The 18,573-nt window shown below is 64.1% G+C and carries 17 protein-coding genes; 9 read left to right on the plus strand and 8 right to left on the minus strand.

Translation table 11 applies throughout. From position 1 onward, the window contains the following. Positions 1 to 147: 147 nt before the first annotated feature. Positions 148 to 1,761: a GMC family oxidoreductase gene (locus tag ACZIRK_RS02350; protein ID WP_130224975.1), complete on the minus strand. Its 1,614-nt coding sequence runs from the start codon at positions 1,759 to 1,761 to the stop codon at positions 148 to 150. A 304-nt stretch (positions 1,762 to 2,065) separates the two neighbouring features. Here ACZIRK_RS02350 and ACZIRK_RS02355 point away from each other — a divergent pair, with 304 nt between their 5' ends. From ACZIRK_RS02355 to ACZIRK_RS02395, 9 genes are all read left to right on the plus strand, one after another. Next, positions 2,066 to 4,024: a putative bifunctional diguanylate cyclase/phosphodiesterase gene (locus ACZIRK_RS02355; RefSeq protein ID WP_130224976.1), complete on the plus strand. Its 1,959-nt coding sequence runs from the start codon at positions 2,066 to 2,068 to the stop codon at positions 4,022 to 4,024. A gap of 221 nt (positions 4,025 to 4,245) precedes the next feature. Next, a complete protein-coding gene (locus ACZIRK_RS02360) occupies positions 4,246 to 4,974 on the plus strand; it encodes a GntR family transcriptional regulator (protein WP_130224977.1) in 729 nt (242 codons plus the stop codon). Positions 4,975 to 5,032: 58 nt separating this feature from the next. Next, on the plus strand, positions 5,033 to 5,998 hold the full coding sequence (locus ACZIRK_RS02365; protein ID WP_474417445.1) for an ABC transporter substrate-binding protein: 966 nt from the start codon (positions 5,033 to 5,035) through the stop codon (positions 5,996 to 5,998). A gap of 1 nt (position 5,999) precedes the next feature. Next, positions 6,000 to 6,755 carry an ABC transporter permease gene (locus ACZIRK_RS02370; protein WP_130224979.1) on the plus strand — a complete coding sequence of 252 codons (756 nt, stop codon included), beginning with the start codon at positions 6,000 to 6,002 and terminating at the stop codon, positions 6,753 to 6,755. Beyond that, positions 6,734 to 7,540, plus strand: coding sequence for an ABC transporter ATP-binding protein (locus tag ACZIRK_RS02375; RefSeq protein ID WP_456642622.1), 807 nt, complete (start codon positions 6,734 to 6,736; stop codon positions 7,538 to 7,540). The genes ACZIRK_RS02370 and ACZIRK_RS02375 overlap by 22 nt, the downstream gene beginning before the upstream one ends. A gap of 8 nt (positions 7,541 to 7,548) precedes the next feature. After that, on the plus strand, positions 7,549 to 8,349 hold the full coding sequence (locus ACZIRK_RS02380) for an ABC transporter permease (protein ID WP_130224981.1): 801 nt from the start codon (positions 7,549 to 7,551) through the stop codon (positions 8,347 to 8,349). 11 nt (positions 8,350 to 8,360) lie between these two features. After that, positions 8,361 to 9,026 (plus strand): polysaccharide deacetylase family protein, encoded by a 666-nt coding sequence (locus ACZIRK_RS02385; RefSeq protein WP_130224982.1) that lies wholly within the window; start codon positions 8,361 to 8,363, stop codon positions 9,024 to 9,026. Next, on the plus strand, positions 9,023 to 9,892 hold the full coding sequence (locus tag ACZIRK_RS02390; protein ID WP_130224983.1) for a fumarylacetoacetate hydrolase family protein: 870 nt from the start codon (positions 9,023 to 9,025) through the stop codon (positions 9,890 to 9,892). Before ACZIRK_RS02385 ends, ACZIRK_RS02390 begins: the two co-directional genes overlap by 4 nt. 37 nt (positions 9,893 to 9,929) lie before the next feature. Further along, entirely contained in the window at positions 9,930 to 10,976 is a 1,047-nt protein-coding gene (locus tag ACZIRK_RS02395; RefSeq protein WP_130224984.1) for a uroporphyrinogen decarboxylase family protein, read from the plus strand. Between the two features lie 163 nt (positions 10,977 to 11,139). Here the strand turns inward: ACZIRK_RS02395 and ACZIRK_RS02400 are convergent, their stop codons facing one another. From ACZIRK_RS02400 to ACZIRK_RS02430, 7 genes are all read right to left on the minus strand, one after another. Next, on the minus strand, positions 11,140 to 12,012 hold the full coding sequence (locus tag ACZIRK_RS02400; RefSeq protein WP_245474618.1) for a DUF2778 domain-containing protein: 873 nt from the start codon (positions 12,010 to 12,012) through the stop codon (positions 11,140 to 11,142). Positions 12,013 to 12,325: 313 nt separating this feature from the next. Continuing rightward, entirely contained in the window at positions 12,326 to 13,027 is a 702-nt protein-coding gene (locus ACZIRK_RS02405) for an ABC transporter ATP-binding protein (RefSeq protein ID WP_130224986.1), read from the minus strand. Further along, positions 13,020 to 13,754 carry an ABC transporter ATP-binding protein gene (locus ACZIRK_RS02410; RefSeq protein ID WP_130224987.1) on the minus strand — a complete coding sequence of 245 codons (735 nt, stop codon included), beginning with the start codon at positions 13,752 to 13,754 and terminating at the stop codon, positions 13,020 to 13,022. The genes ACZIRK_RS02405 and ACZIRK_RS02410 overlap by 8 nt, the downstream gene beginning before the upstream one ends. Next, complete coding sequence (locus tag ACZIRK_RS02415; protein ID WP_130224988.1) at positions 13,741 to 14,835, minus strand: branched-chain amino acid ABC transporter permease; 1,095 nt, start codon at positions 14,833 to 14,835, stop codon at positions 13,741 to 13,743. Before ACZIRK_RS02415 ends, ACZIRK_RS02410 begins: the two co-directional genes overlap by 14 nt. 7 nt (positions 14,836 to 14,842) lie before the next feature. Then, entirely contained in the window at positions 14,843 to 16,063 is a 1,221-nt protein-coding gene (locus ACZIRK_RS02420; protein WP_463326923.1) for a substrate-binding protein, read from the minus strand. 4 nt (positions 16,064 to 16,067) lie between these two features. Next, positions 16,068 to 16,925, minus strand: coding sequence for a branched-chain amino acid ABC transporter permease (locus ACZIRK_RS02425; RefSeq protein ID WP_130224990.1), 858 nt, complete (start codon positions 16,923 to 16,925; stop codon positions 16,068 to 16,070). Between the two features lie 36 nt (positions 16,926 to 16,961). Continuing rightward, a complete protein-coding gene (locus ACZIRK_RS02430) occupies positions 16,962 to 18,476 on the minus strand; it encodes an amidase (protein WP_463326924.1) in 1,515 nt (504 codons plus the stop codon). Between the last annotated feature and the right edge of the window lie 97 nt (positions 18,477 to 18,573).

An 18,573-nucleotide genomic window follows, 5' to 3' on the forward strand; every position in this document is an offset into this window, starting at 1 on the left:
CCGACAACCGCCGAAAAGCCTTCTTGAACTTCCCCATACGACTCCCTCCGCCTTGTGGGAGCCGCTCTCAGAATCCATCCTGCAAAACAACGCAATAGAGGCCGCAAATCCATATGCGATTCCCCTGCCGCAGGCGGAGAGAGACGATCAGCGCGCATCCTCCAAAATCATGTCCGACGCCTTTTCCGCGATCATGATCGTCGGCGCGTTGGTGTTGCCTGACATCAGGTCGGGCATGATCGAAGCATCGACCACGCGCAAACCTTCGATGCCGCGCACCTTGAGCCGTTGGTCGACGACGGCCAGCGCGTCGTTGCCCATGCGGCAGGTCGAGGTCGGGTGATAGACCGTTGAGCCGGTGCGGCGGCAGAAATCGAGCAGGTCCTCATCGCTGATCGTCTTCGGACCCGGCTCGATCTCTTCCGCGCAATAGGTCTTCAGCGCCGGCGCTGCGAGGATCTTGCGCAGGATGCGGAGGCCGTCGATGAAGGCGCGACGGTCGGTTTCGGTCGACAGATAATTGATGCGGATTTCCGGCGGCACGGAAGCGTCCGCACTCTTGATGCGGAGCGAGCCGCGGCTTTCGGGGCGGAGCTGACAGACGGAGGCGGTGAAGCCTGAAAACATGTGCAGGTTCTCGCCCATCTTGTCGGTCGAGAACGGGATGAAGTGGATCTGGATGTCCGGCGTCGCCAGTCGCGGATCGGTCTTGAAGAATGCGCCCGAAGTGCCGGCGGCGATCGTCAGCGGGCCGCGCCGCAAGGCCGCATAATGCGCGCCCGCCCAAAGGCGTCGCAGCGGATGGTTGACGACGTCGTTGAGCGTGACGCGTTGCAGGCAGCGCGTGATCAGCCGCACCTGCAGATGATCCTGCAGATCATTGCCGACGCCCGCCTGGTCGAGCACGACCTCGATGCCGTGCTTCTTCAAGAGCGCCGCCGGACCGACGCCGGAGAGCTGCAGCAGTTGCGGTGAGTTGTAGGCGCCGCCGGCGACCAGGATCTCGCGCCGCGCACGCGCCGTGCGGACCCGCCCCTCCTGCTTGAATTCGACCGCACGAGCACGGCGGCCTTCGAAGACGATGCGCTGCGCCAGCGCCGAGGTCTCGACATGCAGATTGCCGCGCTTCATCGCCGGGCGCAGATAGGAGAACGCGCTGCTGGCGCGGCGCCCGCGCCGCGTCGTGGTCTGGAAGAAGCCGGCGCCTTCCTGCGTCGCGCCATTGAAATCGGGATTGGTGGGAATGCCGACCTCGGCCGCCGCCTTCACGAAGGCTTCCGACAGCGGATCGTGATGCCGCCAGTCCGAGACCGGCAGCGGACCGCCGGCGCCGTGATACTTATTCGCGCCGCGCTGCTGGTCTTCCGCCCGCTTGAAATAAGGCAGCACGTCGTCATAGCCCCAACCGGCATTGCCGTGCTGACGCCAGCGGTCGTAATCCTCGTGCTGGCCGCGCACATAGAGCAGACCATTGATCGAGCTCGAACCGCCCAGCACTTTTCCGCGGGGCTGAAACACCTGGCGCCCGTGGAGTTCCGGCTCGGGCTCGGTCTGGTACATCCAGTTGACGGTTTTTTCCTTGAACAGCTTGCCGTAGCCGAGCGGCACATGGATCCAGATGTTGGTGTCCCTGGGTCCCGCTTCGAGCAGCAGCACCGAATTCTTGCCGTCGGCGCTCAAGCGATTGGCGAGCACGCAACCGGCGGAACCGGCGCCGACGATGACGTAATCAAATTCCAAGCTGTCATTGTTATTGTTCATTTTGTTTCCCCCAGGGTTTTTATTTTCTGTGGTCGTACAGACAAAGCTACAATTTGAAAAGACTTATGGCCATGCGCCTTCGCCTGAGGGCCCTGACTGCCGCGCTCAGTTGGCGGCTCCGCCGGCGCCGCGCTCAATCGCGGTCAAGCGCATTTGTATCGATTTGTTAGCGATGCACGCGCACGCGGTTATCACAACGTCTTGTTGCAATGTCCGCCCGGTCCATAATTCATAGTTTGTCAAAGCTTTGCAGCGAGGTTCCGCAATCGGCGCCCGCCTTGGGGCCAGGCCTGCAGGGCGAGGGATGCGGACGTATCTGAGCTCATATCTCTCAAAACTGTTCGCCGGCGATCTCGCCGCGTTCGGCGGACCGGCAACCGACGAGACCGGCGCCGGCTATATCCGCTCCGAGCAGATGTCGCTTGTGCTCGGCCATGCCGTCGGCTTCATGCTGGCCAACATCTGCAATGCGATCATACTTGCGATCGCGCTCTGGCACTCGGCGGACTGGCTTCGTGCCAGCATCTGGACCGCGGCCGTGGCCGGCGGCGCAGCATGGCTCGGATGGCAGTCACGCGCGTCGCGACGGATCGCGAAGCCGCAATTCGTCTCTCGACGCACCATGCATCGATTGGTGCTAAATGCAGTCGTACTAGGGTCCGCGTGGGCGATCGTTCCGGTGGCGTTCTTTGCCAACGCCTCGAATGGCGGTCAACTGGTGATCACCTGTCTTTGCGCCGGAATGCTTGCGGGCGGTGCGCTCGCCTTCGCCACCATCCCGATCGCCACCATCGCCTTCACCACGCCGATCTTCATCGGCTCCGCGATCTGCCTGTACAGGATTGGCGATTTTGTCTACCTGCTGGTTGCAATCCTGCTCGCAATCTATGGCTTCGTCCTGCTCCGCGCCGTGTTCGTCAATTCCTTCGAATTCACACGGCGCATCATCACCCAGCTTGAGGCGGAGCGGACCGTGCGGCGGGATCTGCTGACGGGGCTGCCGAACCGAATTGCCTTCAACGAAAACCTGGAAGCCGCGCTTGACCGGCTGGCACGCACCGGCGAGGAGTTTGCCGTCCTGCTGCTCGATCTCGACCGCTTCAAGGAAGTGAACGACAAGTTCGGCCATCCCGCCGGCGACGAGTTTCTGATCCAGGCGGCTGCGCGATTGCAGCGCTGCACCCGCGCCACCGAACACGTCGCGCGCATCGGTGGCGACGAGTTCGCGCTGATCATGGCCAATCTGACCAGGCCGAAAGAGGCCTTCGAGATCGCCGAGTGTTTCGTTGCCTCCTTCGACGATCCGTTGGTGATCGATGGACGCGAAGCGTTCGGGGCAACCAGCGTCGGCATCGTGCTGGCGCCGCGCGACGGCAACACGCCCCACGACCTCATGAAACACGTCGACATCGCGCTGTATCGCGCCAAGAAGGCGGGACCCGGCACGATCTGTTTCTTCGAACCCGGCGACGACAAGTCGGCGCGCGATCGCCTGGCATTGCGGCGGGATCTGGAAGGGGCAATCGAGCGCAACGAGTTATTCCTGGTCTATCAGCCGTTCATCGAGATCGGCGAAAACCGCATCACCGGGTTCGAAGCGCTGCTGCGCTGGCAGCATCCCGAGCGTGGGCTGGTGTCGCCTGGTGACTTCATCCCGATCGCGGAAGAGACCGGGCTGATTCACCAGATCGGCGAATGGGTGGTCCACCGCGCCTGCCTGGCGCTTGCGGAATGGCCCGACGACATCCGCGTGGCCGTGAACTTCTCCGCGGTGCAGTTCAACAATGCCGGCATCCTGCAGACGATCGTGCAGGCGCTTGCGCGAGCCGGCGTGCGCCCCGAACGGCTCGAGATCGAGATCACGGAATCGATGCTGATCGCAAAGTATGGATCAGCCTTGTCGATCCTGAACTCGCTGTTGGATTTGGGGGTGAGGGTTGCGCTCGACGATTTCGGCACCGGCTTCTCGTCGCTGACATACTTGCGCAAACTGCCCTTTAGCCGCATCAAGATCGATCAATCCTTCATCCGCGACATGCTGGTGCAGCCCGACTGCGCTGCGATCGTCAAGTCCGTGATCGGGCTTGCGCAGGAGCTGCGCATCGGCGTGGTGGCGGAAGGCGTGGAAACGGCGGACCAGCTCGAATATCTGCGCCAGACCAATTGCGACGAGGCCCAGGGCTATTTCATTGGCCGCCCGGTTCCGGCCGAACAGATCCCTGCTCTGCTCGACCAGAAGCAGCGTTCGATCCACGCGGCCTAGACTGGACGCCGAACCGTTCCGACTTGCTACTGCAATGGCGCATCGCCCTGCTCCGTCTTCAAGCGGTCAGACTTTTTGCGACTGCGAAATGGTATCCGAAAATACCAGCACCACTCGCGGCGAACACGCTGCGAAGCACGTCGTCGCGTCGCGGAACTCGAGAATAGGAAAAATCGATTTTCGATTGACGGCAGTGGTCGGGCCCGTCAATCTCCGCCGCCATGAACGGCATCGAGTTGAGTTTTCGTGAGGGATTTGGCGACGAGCGGCCGCGAAGCCTCACGTCTGCGGTGCAGGAGCGGCTGCGCGCGGACATCCTTTCGACCCGGCTCTTGCCCGGGCAGAAGCTCCACATCGCGGGGCTGGCCAAACAGTTTTCCGTCAGCCTCGCCGCGGTGCGCGAGGCACTGTCGCGACTGGTGGCGGACGGGTTGGTGCAGGCCTCCGACCAGCGCGGCTTTCGCGTCAGCCCCGTCTCGCTCGCCGATCTCGCCGACGTCACGCAGACGCGGATCGACATCGAAGGATTGGCGCTGCGGCGTTCGATCGAACGCGGCGACGCAGCCTGGCTCGCCGCCGTCGAGGCCGCCTGGGAGGCGCTCAAGGCGGTGCCTTACCGCTATCCCGATCAGCCGGGCGTGCATTACGAGGAATGGGTGGTGCGCCACCGCGTCTTTCATCGCGCGCTCGTCAATGCCTGCGGCTCGCGATGGCTGCTCGGCTTTCGCGACGAACTGCACGAGCAGAGCGAGCGCTATCGCCGGCTGTCGATCCGACGCGAGGTCGGCAAGCCGCGTGATGTCGAAGCCGAGCATGCCGCGATCGTCGAAGCCGTACGCAGGCGCGATGCGGATGCCGCCGTCATCGCGCTGTCCAAGCACTTCACGATCACCATGGAATTCGTCGAGTTCGCCGCGCCCCGGATCTCGGAGGTGAACGGCACGAACTGAAGGCCGGGAGCAGTTCCCGGAAACAAACAGCCATCCTGGAGGAAACAGAACTATGCCCATGTCCCGCCGCCATGCCCTGGCGTCGCTCGTCGCCGTCACCGTGCTCGCAGCGCCCATCGCCGTCTCCGCGGCCGAGACGATTCGCGTCGGGCTGCCGACCAAGACCTATTGGCCGACGACGATCGCCGAGACCGCCGTGCGGCAGAAGCTGTTCGAAAAGGAAGGCATCAACGCCGAGCTGACCATCTACCGCGGCGGCGCCGAGACCTTCGAGGCGATGGCGGCAGGTGCTGCCGACATCATTCTCGACCCTCCGTCCCTGGTGTCGGCCGGGCGCAAGAAGGGCGTGATGTCGAAGCTCGTCGCCAATGCCGCGATGGGCAGCTTCGGCTGGCAACTGATGGTGCCGGTCAAGTCGACGCTCGAGGTGAAGGATCTGAGCGGCAAGAAGGTGGCGATCACCTCGGCCGGCTCCGGCTCCGACCTGCTCGCGCTGTGGACGGCGCAGGACAAGAAGCTCGAATTCACCCGCGTGCCGGTCGGCGGTGGCGGCCTGGTACCGAACCTGCTCGCGGGCAATGTCGATGCCGCCGTGGTCTATTCGCCGCTCAGCTTCCAGATTGCGAAGTCGGGCGAGGCCCGCACCATCCTCGACTACGCCAAGGAAGTGCCGCCGAATCTGAGCGCCGGCTGGATCGTGCTCGACAAATATGCCGATGCCAAGCCCGAGGTGGTGCAGAAGGCCGTCAACGCGCTCTACGGCGCGCTGCAATTCATGCGCGCCAACCGCGACACAACGGTGAAGCTGATCGCCGAGCTTTACGAGATGCCGGCCGAGATCGCCGCGCTGGAATATGAGAACACGATTCTGAAGCTGGAGACCGACGGCAACATGGGTGCCGCGAACGTGCCCGCCGCCGTGCAGCTTTCGCTTGATCTCGCCAAGCTCGGCGGGCTCAAGGATATCGTGCCGGTGGAGGAGATCATCTCCACCAAGTTCAAGCCGGTCCCGACGAAGTTCTGAGATGCAGGGCGCGCTTGCCATAAAACTGGCGCGGATCGCGATCGTGGTCGCGATCTTTGCGCTGTGGGAACTGCTGTCGCGCACCGGCATCGTCAATCCGCGGCTGCTGCCGTCGGCGTCCGACACGCTCGTGACGCTCGGCGATCTCCTGCAGCGCGCCGCCGTGCGCAAGGATCTGATGGTGACGGCGACCGAAGTGCTGACCGCATTCGCGCTCGCGGTCCCCTCAGGCGCACTGATCGGGTTCCTGATCGCGGAAAACCGCTACTTTGCGGAAGTGGCAAAGCCGCTCTTGTTCTTCGCCTTCAGCATCCCGAAATCGATCTTCCTGCCGATGTTCATCCTGGTGTTCGGCGTCGGCTTCTCGCAGAAGGTCGGGTTCGGCTTCTTCTCGACCATCTTCATCGTGATCATGTCGACCACGACGGCTGTGGAGTCGGTGAAGGTGGAGCATTTGACGGTCGCCCGCTCCTACGGCGCGACGCGCGCGCAGACCGCATTCCGCGTCTACCTTCCGAGCATGCTGCCAGTGCTGCTGGAGGCGTTGCGGATTTCCATGATCTTCAACCTCACCGGCGTGATCCTCGCCGAGATGTATGCCTCGCGCGATGGCATCGGCCACCAGATCGCGACCTGGGGCGAGAACTTCCAGATGAAGCAATTGCTGGCAGGCGTGGTGATGGTCGCGGCGATCGCGATGACCTTCAACGAACTGATCAGATGGGTGGAAACGCGATGCAGTCATTGGCGAACGTGACACAGCTCAAGCCTCCGCCCCGCGCCGGCGCGATCGAGGTCAAGAATGTCGGCCAGGTCTTCAAGACCTCAACGCAGGACGTGGTCGCGCTCGACAACGTTTCGCTCGAGATCAAGCCGGGCCGCTTCGTCGTGCTGGTCGGCCCGAGCGGCTGCGGCAAGTCGACGCTTCTGATGATGATGGCCGGTCTGCGCCAGCAGACCATGGGCAGCATCACCATCAATGGCGCGCCGATCCCCAAGCCGGACCCGGACCGTGTCGGCGTGGTGTTCCAGGAAGCGAGCCTGTTCCCCTGGCTCACCGCGGAAGAGAATGTCGAGTTTCCGCTGGCGCTGCGCGGCGTGGCGAAAGCGGAGCGTCGCGCCAAGGCGCAGGAGGCTCTGAAGCTGGTCGGGCTCGACGGTTTCGGCAAGCGCCATCCGCACGAATTGTCCGGCGGCATGAAGCAGCGCGTCTCGATCGCGCGCGGCCTGGTGCAGGATCCGCCGGTGCTGCTGATGGACGAGCCGTTCGCCGCGCTCGACGAGCAGACCCGCATGACCATGGGCGACGAGCTGCTGCGCATCTGGTCGGCGACCGGCAAGACCGTGGTGTTCGTCACCCACAGCCTGACCGAAGCGGTCTACCTCGCCGACGAAGTGATCGTGATGTCGGCTCGGCCCGGCCGCATCGTCGACCATCTGCAGGTGCCGCTGCCGCGGCCGCGCACCTATGAGATGCTGAGCGGCGATGCCTTCGGCACGCTGCGCGACCGCATCTGGCGGCACATCCGCAAATCGGCGTGAGGCTTGCGATGAGCGCGAAGACGCTGCGGCATCTGATCGTGATCGGCCTGATCGCGCTGTGGGAAATCCTGCCGCGCACCGGTCTTATTCCGGAACTGTTCCTGCCGTCGCTGTCCTCGACGCTCAGGGCCGGATGGAACGAGGCGCCGGAATATGGCCACGCGCTGGCGGTGACACTCTATGAGGTCGCGATCTCGATGGCGTTCGCCTGCGGCGGCGGCATCCTGCTCGGCGCCATCGTCGGCAGCCTGCCGCGGCCACGCGTACTGATCATGCCGATGGTCTCGAGCCTCTATGCGGTGCCGCTCGTGATCCTCTATCCCGTGTTCACGGTGTGGCTCGGCATCGGCACGGAATCCAAGATCGCCTTCGCCTCGATCTACGGTTTCCTGCCGACGATGCTCGCAACCGCAGCCGGCATCCAAACCATCGACCCGCAGCTCATACTTGCCGCGCGCAGCATGGGCGCAACGATGAGTCAGCGCCTCGTCCGTGTCATCATTCCCGCCGCGATCCCGACCGTACTGTCGGGCCTGCGCGTCGGCGGCGCGCTCGTCATCGTCGGCGTGGTGGTGTCGGAGATGCTGATCTCGTCCGCCGGCATCGGCTACCTGATTTCGCGCTACCGCACCATCCTGGACAGCCCGCATGTGTTCGCCGGCGTGCTGCTGGTGCTGTTCATGGCGATGGCTTTCAATGCCTTGATCAAGTGGATCGAGCGCAAGGCTGCGATCTGGCAGACCGGCACCCGCGCCGGCCACAGCGCTGCCGACGACGTCGGGTCCGGCGCCGTGCAGCCGGCGACGTAAAGGATGCCAGCGTGTTCGACCTGACATTGAGTTTCGACAATGGCCCCGAGCCGGAGGTCACGCCGCGCGTACTCGACATCCTGCGCGAGCGCGACATCAAGACGACGTTCTTCGTGATCGGCGAGAAGCTCCGCGATCCCGCGCGGCGCAAGCTTGCGGCCCGCGCTCATGACGACGGCCACTGGATCGGCAACCACACCTTCACTCACAGCATTCCGCTCGGCCAGCAGGCGGATGCGGATACGGCGGCGAACGAGATCGGCCGCACGCAGGCGGCGATCGGTGACCTCGCCCATCCGCAGCGCTGGTTCCGGCCGTTTGGCGGCGGCGGCAATCTCGACGACCGGCTGCTGAAACCATCCGTCGTCGATTACCTCAAACGCAACAAACATAGCTGCGTGCTCTGGAACGCGATCCCGCGCGACTGGGAGGATCCGGACGGCTGGGTCGGCCGCGCGCTCGATCAATGCGGTTCGCAGCCCTGGACGCTGATGGTGTTGCACGATCTGCCGACCGGCGCGATGGACCATCTCGAGGATTTCCTCGATCGCGCCGCCGCCCACGGCGCCGGCTTCCGCCAGGAATTCCCGCCCGACTGCGTCCCGATCCGCGCGGGCGAGATCGTGCTGCCTATCGACGCCTACGTTTCCTCCATCGAAGAAAGTGTCAAATCATGAAGATCGCAAGTTTCAAGGCGGCCAATGTCGCAAGCTATGGCATCGTCACCGATTCCGGCGTGATCGACGCCGGCAAACGGCTGAAGGATTTTCCCACGCTGAAGGCGCTGCTTGCGGAGGGCTCGCTCGACGAGTTGAGGAAGCTGCAGGGCGAACGCGCCGACTACGCGCTCAGGGATGTCGAGCTGCTGCCGACCGTGCCCGATCCCGACAAGATCCTTTGCATCGGCGTCAACTACGCCACGCATCTTGCCGAGAGCGGCCATCCGACGCCGCCGCATCCGATGATCTTCACCCGCTTCGCCAACAGCCAGGTCGGCGCCGGCCAGCCGATGATCCGGCCGCTGGAGTCCGAGCGTTTCGACTATGAAGGCGAGATGGCCGTCATCATCGGCGAGGCCGGCCGGCGGATTTCGCGCGAGGCTGCGCTTTCGCATGTGGCGGGCTATGCCTGCTACAATGACGGCAGCATCCGCGACTGGCAGCGCCACACCTCGCAATTCGCCCCGGGCAAGAACTTCGTCGGCACCGGCGCGTTCGGCCCGTGGATGGTGACGACCGACGAACTCCCCGACATCAGCAAGCAGAGCATCGCCACCCGCCTCAACGGCGTCGAGGTGCAGGCCGCGCCGATCTCGGACCTCGTGTTCGACGTCCCTGCCTTGATCGCCTATTGCTCGACCTTTACCGAGCTTGCACCCGGCGACGTCATCGTCACCGGCACCACCGGCGGCGTCGGTGCCTATCGCAACCCGCCGCTCTGGATGAAGGGTGGCGACGTGGTCGAGGTCGAGATTTCCGGCATCGGCGTGCTGCGCAATCCCGTGCAGGACGAAGCTGCGGCCGCGGCAACTCGCGCGGCGTGACGCGATTCGCTGAACCAAGAACAACAAGGAGACTATCATGAACCTCCCGACGCATCTCTTGCCGACCACCGTCGTCGGCAGCTACCCGCAGCCGGAATGGCTGGTCGATCGCGCCATGCTGTCGAAAGTCGTGCCGCGCACCCGCCTGCACGCGATGTGGCGGTTGCCGGCCGAGCATTTGGAAGAAGCGCAGGACGATGCAACCATCGTCGCCATCAGAGACATGGAGCGCGCCGGCATCGATATCGTGACCGACGGCGAAATCCGCCGCGAAAGCTATTCCAACCGCTTTGCCACCGCGCTCGAAGGCATCGATGACGAGAATCCTGCCATCATCACCGCCCGCACCGGCAGCACACAGACGCCGGTGCCGCGCGTGGTCGGCCCGGTGAAACGCACGCGCGCCGTCGAACTGCATGACATGCAGTTCCTGCGGCAGAACACTGACCGCGCGGCCAAGATCACCCTGCCCGGCCCGTTCACCATGAGCCAGCAGGCCAAGAACGAGTTCTACAAGGACGACGAGGAACTCGCGATGGCGTTCGCCGAAGCCGTCAACGCCGAGGCGCTCGACCTGCAAAAGGCCGGCGCCGACGTGATCCAGCTCGACGAGCCCTGGGTGCGCAACAATCCGGATCTCGCCAAGCGCTACGCCGTGAAGGCGATCAACCGCGCGCTTCAAGGCATCACGGTGCCGACCGTCGTTCATCTCTGCTTCGGCTATGCCGCCGTCGTGCCGGGCTCGAACAAGCCCGCCGGCTATTCCTTCCTCGGCGAGCTCAACGACACCACGGCCGACCAGATCTCGATCGAAGCCGCGCAGCCCAAGCTCGACCTCGGCGTACTTAAGGAGCTGTCGTCGAAGAAAATCATGCTTGGTGTGCTCGACCTCGGCAATCCCGAGATCGAGTCCGTGGAGACGGTCGCCGGACGCATCCGGAGCGGCCTGAAGCAGGTGCCCGCCGAACGGCTGGTGGTCGCGCCCGATTGCGGCATGAAATACATGCCGCGGCACGTCGCGTTCGGAAAGCTGAAGGCGATGTGCGACGCCGCCGCGCTGGTGCGGAAGGAGATCGGCGGTTAAGTCGAGTTGCATCCACGTCGGATGCTGCGCCCCCTCTCCCGCTTGCGGTGGAGGGCCGGGGTGGGGGTATCTCCGCGATTGACTCTGTCCGAATGTGTGGAGAGAGCCCTCACCCGGCGCTCACGCGCCGACCTCTCCCGCAAGCGGGCGAGGTGGAAGGAACTTACGACTGCGACGCTGAGCGCGTGGCTGCGGCCTGCGGCGGGCGGTCGTTGAGCCGGACCACGACGACGATTCGCTTGATTTCGCCGTTGCGGTAGGCCTTCAGGAAATGGTCGTAGTTCTTGATCGAGACGCAGCCGTTGGAATCGCCGTTCGGGCCGAGCATGTAAGGGTGGGCCAGGAGGCCGGCGCGGCCGAACGTATCCGTGCTATCGACCGGGGTCATGCGCAGCGCCGGCACGCCATGGAACAGCTTCTCGCGCGGCTTCATCTCGTAGATGCCGGGCGGCGTCGCACCAGCGTTGCGGGTATTCACGCGGGAGGGGTCGTCCATCAGGCCGCCGAGACCCGAATGCGCCTCGAGCTTGGTGCCGTCAGGCATGTAAACGGTGCGCGCCGTGATGTCATAGACGGCGGTGGTGCTGTCGTAGCCAAGCGTGGTCAGGCTCGGCCCGGTGCCGGGAAGGATTCCGCCATTCGGCTCGAGGGACGCCAGTTGCACCCGTCCTGGCACCCAGTCGGTGATCTTCTGCCAAATGGAGCGTTCCTCCGCCTGCGCCACAGGTGCCGGCGCGGGGGGCAGATCGTTCCTTGCCTGCAGGTTGGCATCGACCGGACGCGACCGCGGGAGCGGAATCGCGGCGACTGCGGGGGGCGGCGCCGGGCTCGGCGGGCTGGCTTGCGCGGGTTCGTCGGTCTGGGTGTCCCGAAGCTGCTCGGTCAGCGAACCCTGGATATGGGCGAATTCCGCGTTGAAATCGTTACGGCTGCCACGAAGCATCGGGCGCGAGGGGTAGTAGATGAAGGCGGAATCGAGCGTTGAGCGCGCCCCGAACCGATCGTTGAAGGAAATCGCCGCGGAAGTGTTCGCCAAGGCCGAACCACGCAGCAAATCCAAGGGGTTAATCTCTGCGATCCAGGCGGCAAGGGCAGACGCCAACGCAAACGAGGCGACAGAAAATGTCGCCTTGCCCATCCATCGAGCACCACCCCGCGGGCGCTCGGCTGCACCTGTCCCAATCCGACCCATCTAACCCCGTTCGGCGCATCGGAGCCTCTGACGGGCTCCAGATAAGGATTCACCGAATTGACTGGACATATCACGGAACAAGACTTGGGCACAATCGAGACCAAATGGCCGGTCACCCCCGAAAAGTGATGACAGAAAGGCCCGCGCAAGTCTCCCTTTAGGGAGCCAGATACCGCAGCAGTTCCGGGTCGTCCCTGACTGCGGCGGCCGGGCCCTGCAGCGCGACGCGGCCGCGGTCGAGGACATAGGCGTAGTCGGCCACCCGCAGCGCAAGGTCGAGATGCTGCTCGACGATGACGACCGCAATGTCCTTTGCCAGCTCGATCAGGCGCTCGGTGATCTCCTCGATCACGCCGATCCACACGCCCTCGGTCGGCTCGTCCAACAGCAGCAGTTTCGGATCGCCAAGCATCGCGCGGCCGATCGCCAGCATCTTGCGCTCGCCGCCCGATAGTGTGCCGGCGGGCTGATCGAGGCGTTGAGCCAGCTTCGGGAAGATCGCCAGTACCCGGTCGATGGCCGTGGCGTCGTGATTATAGAGTGCGCCGACGGCGAGATTGTCGCGCACCGACAACCGCGCGAACACCGAATGCTCCTGCGGCACATAGCCGATGCCGAGCCGCACACGCTGCTCGGTCGGGCTGCGGCCGATATCCTTGCCGTTGAATTTGAGCTCGCCCCTGGTCAGGCCGAGTTCGCCGACGATGGTCTTCATCAGCGTGGTCTTGCCGGCGCCGTTGCGGCCGAGCACGGCGACGCCGCCGCGCCAGGGAATGCCCATATTGACGTCGAACAGGACCTGGCTGCGGCCATAGCCGGCGTCGAGATTGATGATATCGAGGAACTGACTGTCAGGCACGGCGCAGATAAATCTCCTGTACCTCCGGGCTCGCCTGGATCTCGGCGACGGTGCCGCTCTCCAGCACTTTCCCCTGATCGAGCACAGTGAGGCGGTCGCAGATGTCGCGGATGAAATCTAGGTCGTGCTCGACGATCACGAGCGAGCAGTGCGACTTGATCGGTTGCAGCAGTTCGCCGGTGACGCGCCGCTCCTCCAGGCTCATGCCGCCGGTCGGCTCGTCGAGCAGCAACAGCCGCGGCTTGCCCGCGAGCGCCATCGCGATCTCCAGCCATTGCTGCTGGCCGTGCGACAGCGTCGCCGCCGCGTCATGGGCGCGATCGGCGAGCCGGAATTGCGTGAGCATCGCCATGACCTGGTCGTGTAATATGCCGCGGGTGCGCGACAGCACGAGGTCGAGCAGCGAGCATTGCGCCTGCAGCGCCAGCAGGATGTTGTCGTAAAGCGTCAGCGACGGCAGCACGCTGGTGATCTGGAACTTCAGGCTCATGCCGGCGCGGGCGCGCTCGGTCGGCGACAGCGCGGTGATGTCGCTGCCGGCAAAGTGCACGGTACCTTCGGTCGGCGTTTCGGCGCCGGCGACGCATTTCATCAGCGTGCTCTTGCCCGAGCCGTTCGGGCCGATCAGGCCGTGAAATTCGTTCTCGGAGACCGTCAACCCCGCTCCGTCGAGCGCGGTCAACTTGCCGAACACCTTCTTGATGCCGGTGGCTTCAAGGAGCGGCATGGCTGCTTCCCTTCGCCCTTCCGCCGAAGCTGCCGACGCGCTCGCGCTCACCCAGCACGAAGCTGATCAGGCCGAGCGGGCGGAACAGGATCACCAGGAGCAGCAACACGCCGAGGATGATCGGCCAGATGTCGCGGTAATTGTCCGATAGCCAGAAGCTGACGCCCTCGATGATCACGGTACCGATGACGGCACCGATCAGCGTACCCGATCCGCCAAAGAGGACGTAGAGCACGACCTGGGTCGAGATCACGACGCCCAGCATGTTGGGCCAGACGAAACCCTCGTGAAATGCATAGAGCCCGCCGGCCAACCCTGCGATGGTGCCGCCGACGGTAAAGACGATCGCCTTCAGATGCTGCGCCTTGTAGCCGAAGAAGGCGATGCGCTGCTCGTTCTCGCGCAGACCCGCGAGCGCCAGACCGAATTGCGAGCGCACCAGGAATCGGCACAGGAGATAGACGACCAGCAGGATGCCGAGCGCGAGGTAGTAATAGACCGGCCCCTCCGTGATATCGGTGCTGCCGAGCGACATCGGCGGGATCGAAGGAATGCCGTTCTGCCCGCCGAGATAGTACCAGCCGCGCGCCAGGCGATCGGCGGCATAGGACCCGGTGAGCGTGCCGAGCGCGACGAAGATCATGCTCGACGGATTCCGGCCGAGCAACAGGAAGCAGCCGAGCAGGAGCGAGAATATCAGCCCGATCAGCATCGCCGCCGGCAGCACCAGAAAGATCGACGTGACGTTGAGATCGCGCGCCAGCAGCGCCACGCCGTAGCCGGCCGAGCCGAAGAACAGGGCTTGGCCGAAGCTCATGATGCCGGCATAACCCCAGACGAGATCGAACGACAGTGCGAACAGCGCAAGGATGATGACGCGGGTGGCGAAGACGGTCAGATAATCCTGCAGCACCAGCGGCAGGAAGACTGCGACCAGCAGCACCAGGATCTCCACGATCGGCAGGACCCGGCGCGGCGTCTTGGCCTGTGACGCCAGCGCGGCGCCCGCGCCGTGCTCAGCCGTCGTGGTGTCCGGCTGTTCGTCGATCCCCGTACGAACCGCCTGGTCGGTTGCGCCCATTCTTAACTCAGCATTCCTTGGGGTCGACGAGCCCGCTGCTGCGGGCCACGATCTCGTACACGCCGCCCTTGGCAACCGCGGTGTACATGTTCATCTTGCAGTGCCGCTGGCCCGGCACCATCTCGGCAGGACCGCCCGGCCCCTCCGCGATCTTGGCGTGATCTAGCGCGGCAGCAACGGAATCGCGATCGACCTTGCCGGCTTCCTTCACGGCGGCGGCCCACAGCTTCAATCCGCGATAGGTGCCGGTCGCGGCGCTGCCGGCGGCGAACAGGAAATTGCCGGGGAAATCCTTCTCATAGGTCGCCTGGATCTTGGCGCTGACCGGATCGTCCTTGGTCAGCACCTTGAAATAATCGAGGCAGCTCGCGAGCCCTTCGATCTCGTTGGCTTGATTAATGTTGAGCGTGTTCTCGTCATAGTAGACGCAGGACAGCCGGCCGCCGTTCTTCAGAAAGCCGGCTTCATAGAGCTGCTTGAAGAACGGACCGACGCCGGGTGGAATCACCGTGTTGAAGACGACGTCGACCTTGTTGGAGACGATGCGGTTGACGGTGGCGCTGAAATCGACCTGGTCGAGCGGGTAATATTCCTCGAAGATCACCTCGCCGCCATTGGCCTCGATCACTTTGCGCGCATAGACGTTCAGCGTATGCGGCCAGACGTAATTGGCGCTCGGCAGCGCGAAGCGCTTGCCGCCGTTCTTGATCAGCCAGGGGATGAACTCGTCGCATTGCTGCGCCGGCGTCGGCCCGGTGCAGAACAGATACGGCGTGCACTCCTTGCCCTCGTAGAGCTGCGGGTAGATGTAGAGCGTCTTGCCGCGGGCGACGATCGGGTCCTTGATCGCGTTGCGCATCGAGCTCGTGATGCCGCCGAGCACGAGATCGACCTTGTCGCGCTGGATCAATTTGCGGACGTTGCCGACCGCGACCGATTCGTTGGACGCAGTGTCCTCGATGAAGAGCTCGATCGGACGACCGAGCAGGCCGCCGGCATCGTTGATCTCCTTGACCACCATCTTGGCCGTGTTGGCATCGGCGTTGCCGGCATAGGCGATCGGGCCGGTGAGGTCGGTGGCGATGCCGACCTTGATCGGGCCTTCGGCGGCATTGGCCCATTCGGGACGGATCACCCAGCTTCCTACGCCGGTCGCGATCGCGGTGGAGGCAAAGGCAAAGTTCTGCAGGAAACGACGCCGGCTTAACTTCAAGTGATCGCTACGCATGAGACTAGACCCCTTTTCCCGAAAGCAGGCCTTGCGGCCGGAATTTGATGAAAACAATGGCAAGCACGAACACGAGGATGTCGGCGATCACCGGCGCCATCACCCACGGCAGCGCTGCACTGAGCGTGCCGATCACGGCCGCGCCCGCGACCGGGCCGATGAACGAGCCGACGCCGCCGACCATGACCGCGACAAAGCCCTGGATCAGGAAGCGGATGCCGAGATCGGCGAACAGGCTGAACACCGGCACCAGCAGCGCGCCGGCGAGCCCTGCAAGCGCCGCACCGAAGGCAAAGGTGGTGCCGTACATCGCAGCGGTGGAAATGCCGGAGGCCCGCGCCAGCGCCGGATTCTCCAGCGTGGCACGCACCCGCAGGCCGAACGTGGTGCGCGACAGCAAGAGATAGCAGCCGATCATCACCAGGATCGTGATCACGATGATGGTGAAGCGCCATGCCGAGATGTGTACGGTGCCGAGATCGATCGAGCCGCCGATCGGCTCGGGCACCGAGAGATAGAGCCCGCCGATCAGGCCGCGCACGCATTCGCGGATGATTAGGCCGAGCGCATAGGTGCCGAGCATTGCGACGATCGGCGCCGCGTAGAAGCGCCGGATGATCAGCGCCTCGAGCACGAAGCCGAGCGCGCCGACCAGAAACGGCGCGGCTGCCATGCCGACCCAGACTGGGATGCCATGGCTATAGGCTAGATAGGTGACGTAGGCACCGAGCAGGACGAACTCGCCTTGCGCGAAATTGAAGATGCCCATCATGCTGGCGATGATCCCGAGCCCCAGCACGACCAGGACGATGATCGCGCCGAAGCTCAGGATTTCGAAAGCGGCGACGAATGCACTACCCATGCATCGCGATCCGGCCGAAGTGCAACGATAACTTCCTCACATCTTCTTCCAGTCGCCGGACTGCTCGAAGGCATGCGCGGCGCGGTAGATAGTGGATTCCTCGAAGTGGCGGCCGACCAGCATCAAGCCGACCGGCAGGCCATCGACCATGCCGCACGGCAGCGACATCGCCGGATGATGGGAGATGTCGAACGGCGCAGTGTTGGAGATCATCTCGAACGCGCGCGCGACATAATCCTCGCGGCCCGGATTGGCCGGCGGCAGCGGCGTCGCCTTCATCGGCGTGGTCGGCAGCAGCAGCAGATCGTAATCCTTGAATGCCGCGTCATAGGCGGCCGTCAGCCGGCGCGAGATATTTACAGCCTTGCCGTAATAGCGCGGGCCGAACGTGTTGTTGATGTAGGTGCCGAACAGCAGCAACAGCTTGGTAGTTTCGGAAAGCGAGTCCGCCTGCCGTCGCCAGCCGCGGTGGAAATCCATCAGCGAGGTCGAGTAGAGGTCGGAGCGGCTGAGGCCATAGCCGTCGCCATACATCATCGTCTGCGTCATGCCCTCGGTGCCGATCGGCATCCAGATCGCGGGGCCGAGCAGATGCATCGGAATGGAAACGTCGCTGATGGATGCGCCGAGGTCCTTGAAGCGCTTCGCCGCCTCGCGAACGCTTTCGTTCACCGCGGGCTGCGCTCCGGCCTGCTCGAACCCTTCCTTGAGCACACCGATCTTCAATCCCTTCACACCCTTGCCGAGCGCCTTGGTATATTCATCGACCTTTGGCGCCTTGATGCGGGGATCGTAGCCGTCGTCGCCAGCGAGCACTTCGAGCAGCAAGGCATTGTCTTCCACTGTGGCCGTCATCGGCCCGGTGTGATCGACGAAGACCTCGATCGGCATCACGCCGGTGTAGGGCACGAGCCCCCAGGTCGGCTTCATGCCATAGGTGCCGCAGAACGAGGACGGCATGCGGATCGAGCCGCCCTGGTCGCCGCCGATCGCCATGTCGACCTCGCCAAGCGCCACCACGACGCCGCTGCCCGATGACGATCCGCCGGCCGAATAGCCCATCTTGTAGGGGTTATGCACCGGCCCGGTGGAATTGGTGTGGCTGCCGCCGGAGATGCAGAAGGATTCGCAATGCACCTTGCCGGCGATCTCCGCGCCGGCATCCAGCATGCGCGTCACGATCGTCGCATCGAAATCGGGCACAAAACCTTCGAGCGTCGACGAGCCGTTCATCATGGGCACGCCGGCCAGCATGATGTTGTCCTTCAGCGCGACCTTCTTGCCCTTAAGCTTGCCGGAATCTGCGCCCTTCACCGTCGCCTTGCGGTACCAGGCGTTGCGCGGATTCTCTTCCGGGCTCGGTCGATAGCCGGGCGTACGCGGATATTTCACGGGCGGCACCTCGTCGGGCATTGCGGCAACGAGGTTGTAGGCGTCGACCGAACTTTGCATCAGCCCGCGGAACGAAGCGACGTCTTCGTCGGAAAGCGCGAGGCAGCATTGCGCGGCGACCGCGCGAAGTTGCGTTGGGGTCGGAAGCACGACGGACAAGACACTCTCCCTGGAAGCTTGATGATGGCGCGCGGCCGCGGAATGCATGCGAAGACGCGGTCCCACCCGAGGCCGCCCGGGTATTACAGACGGAAAT

The organism is Bradyrhizobium sp. Leo114 (genome assembly GCF_055229415.2).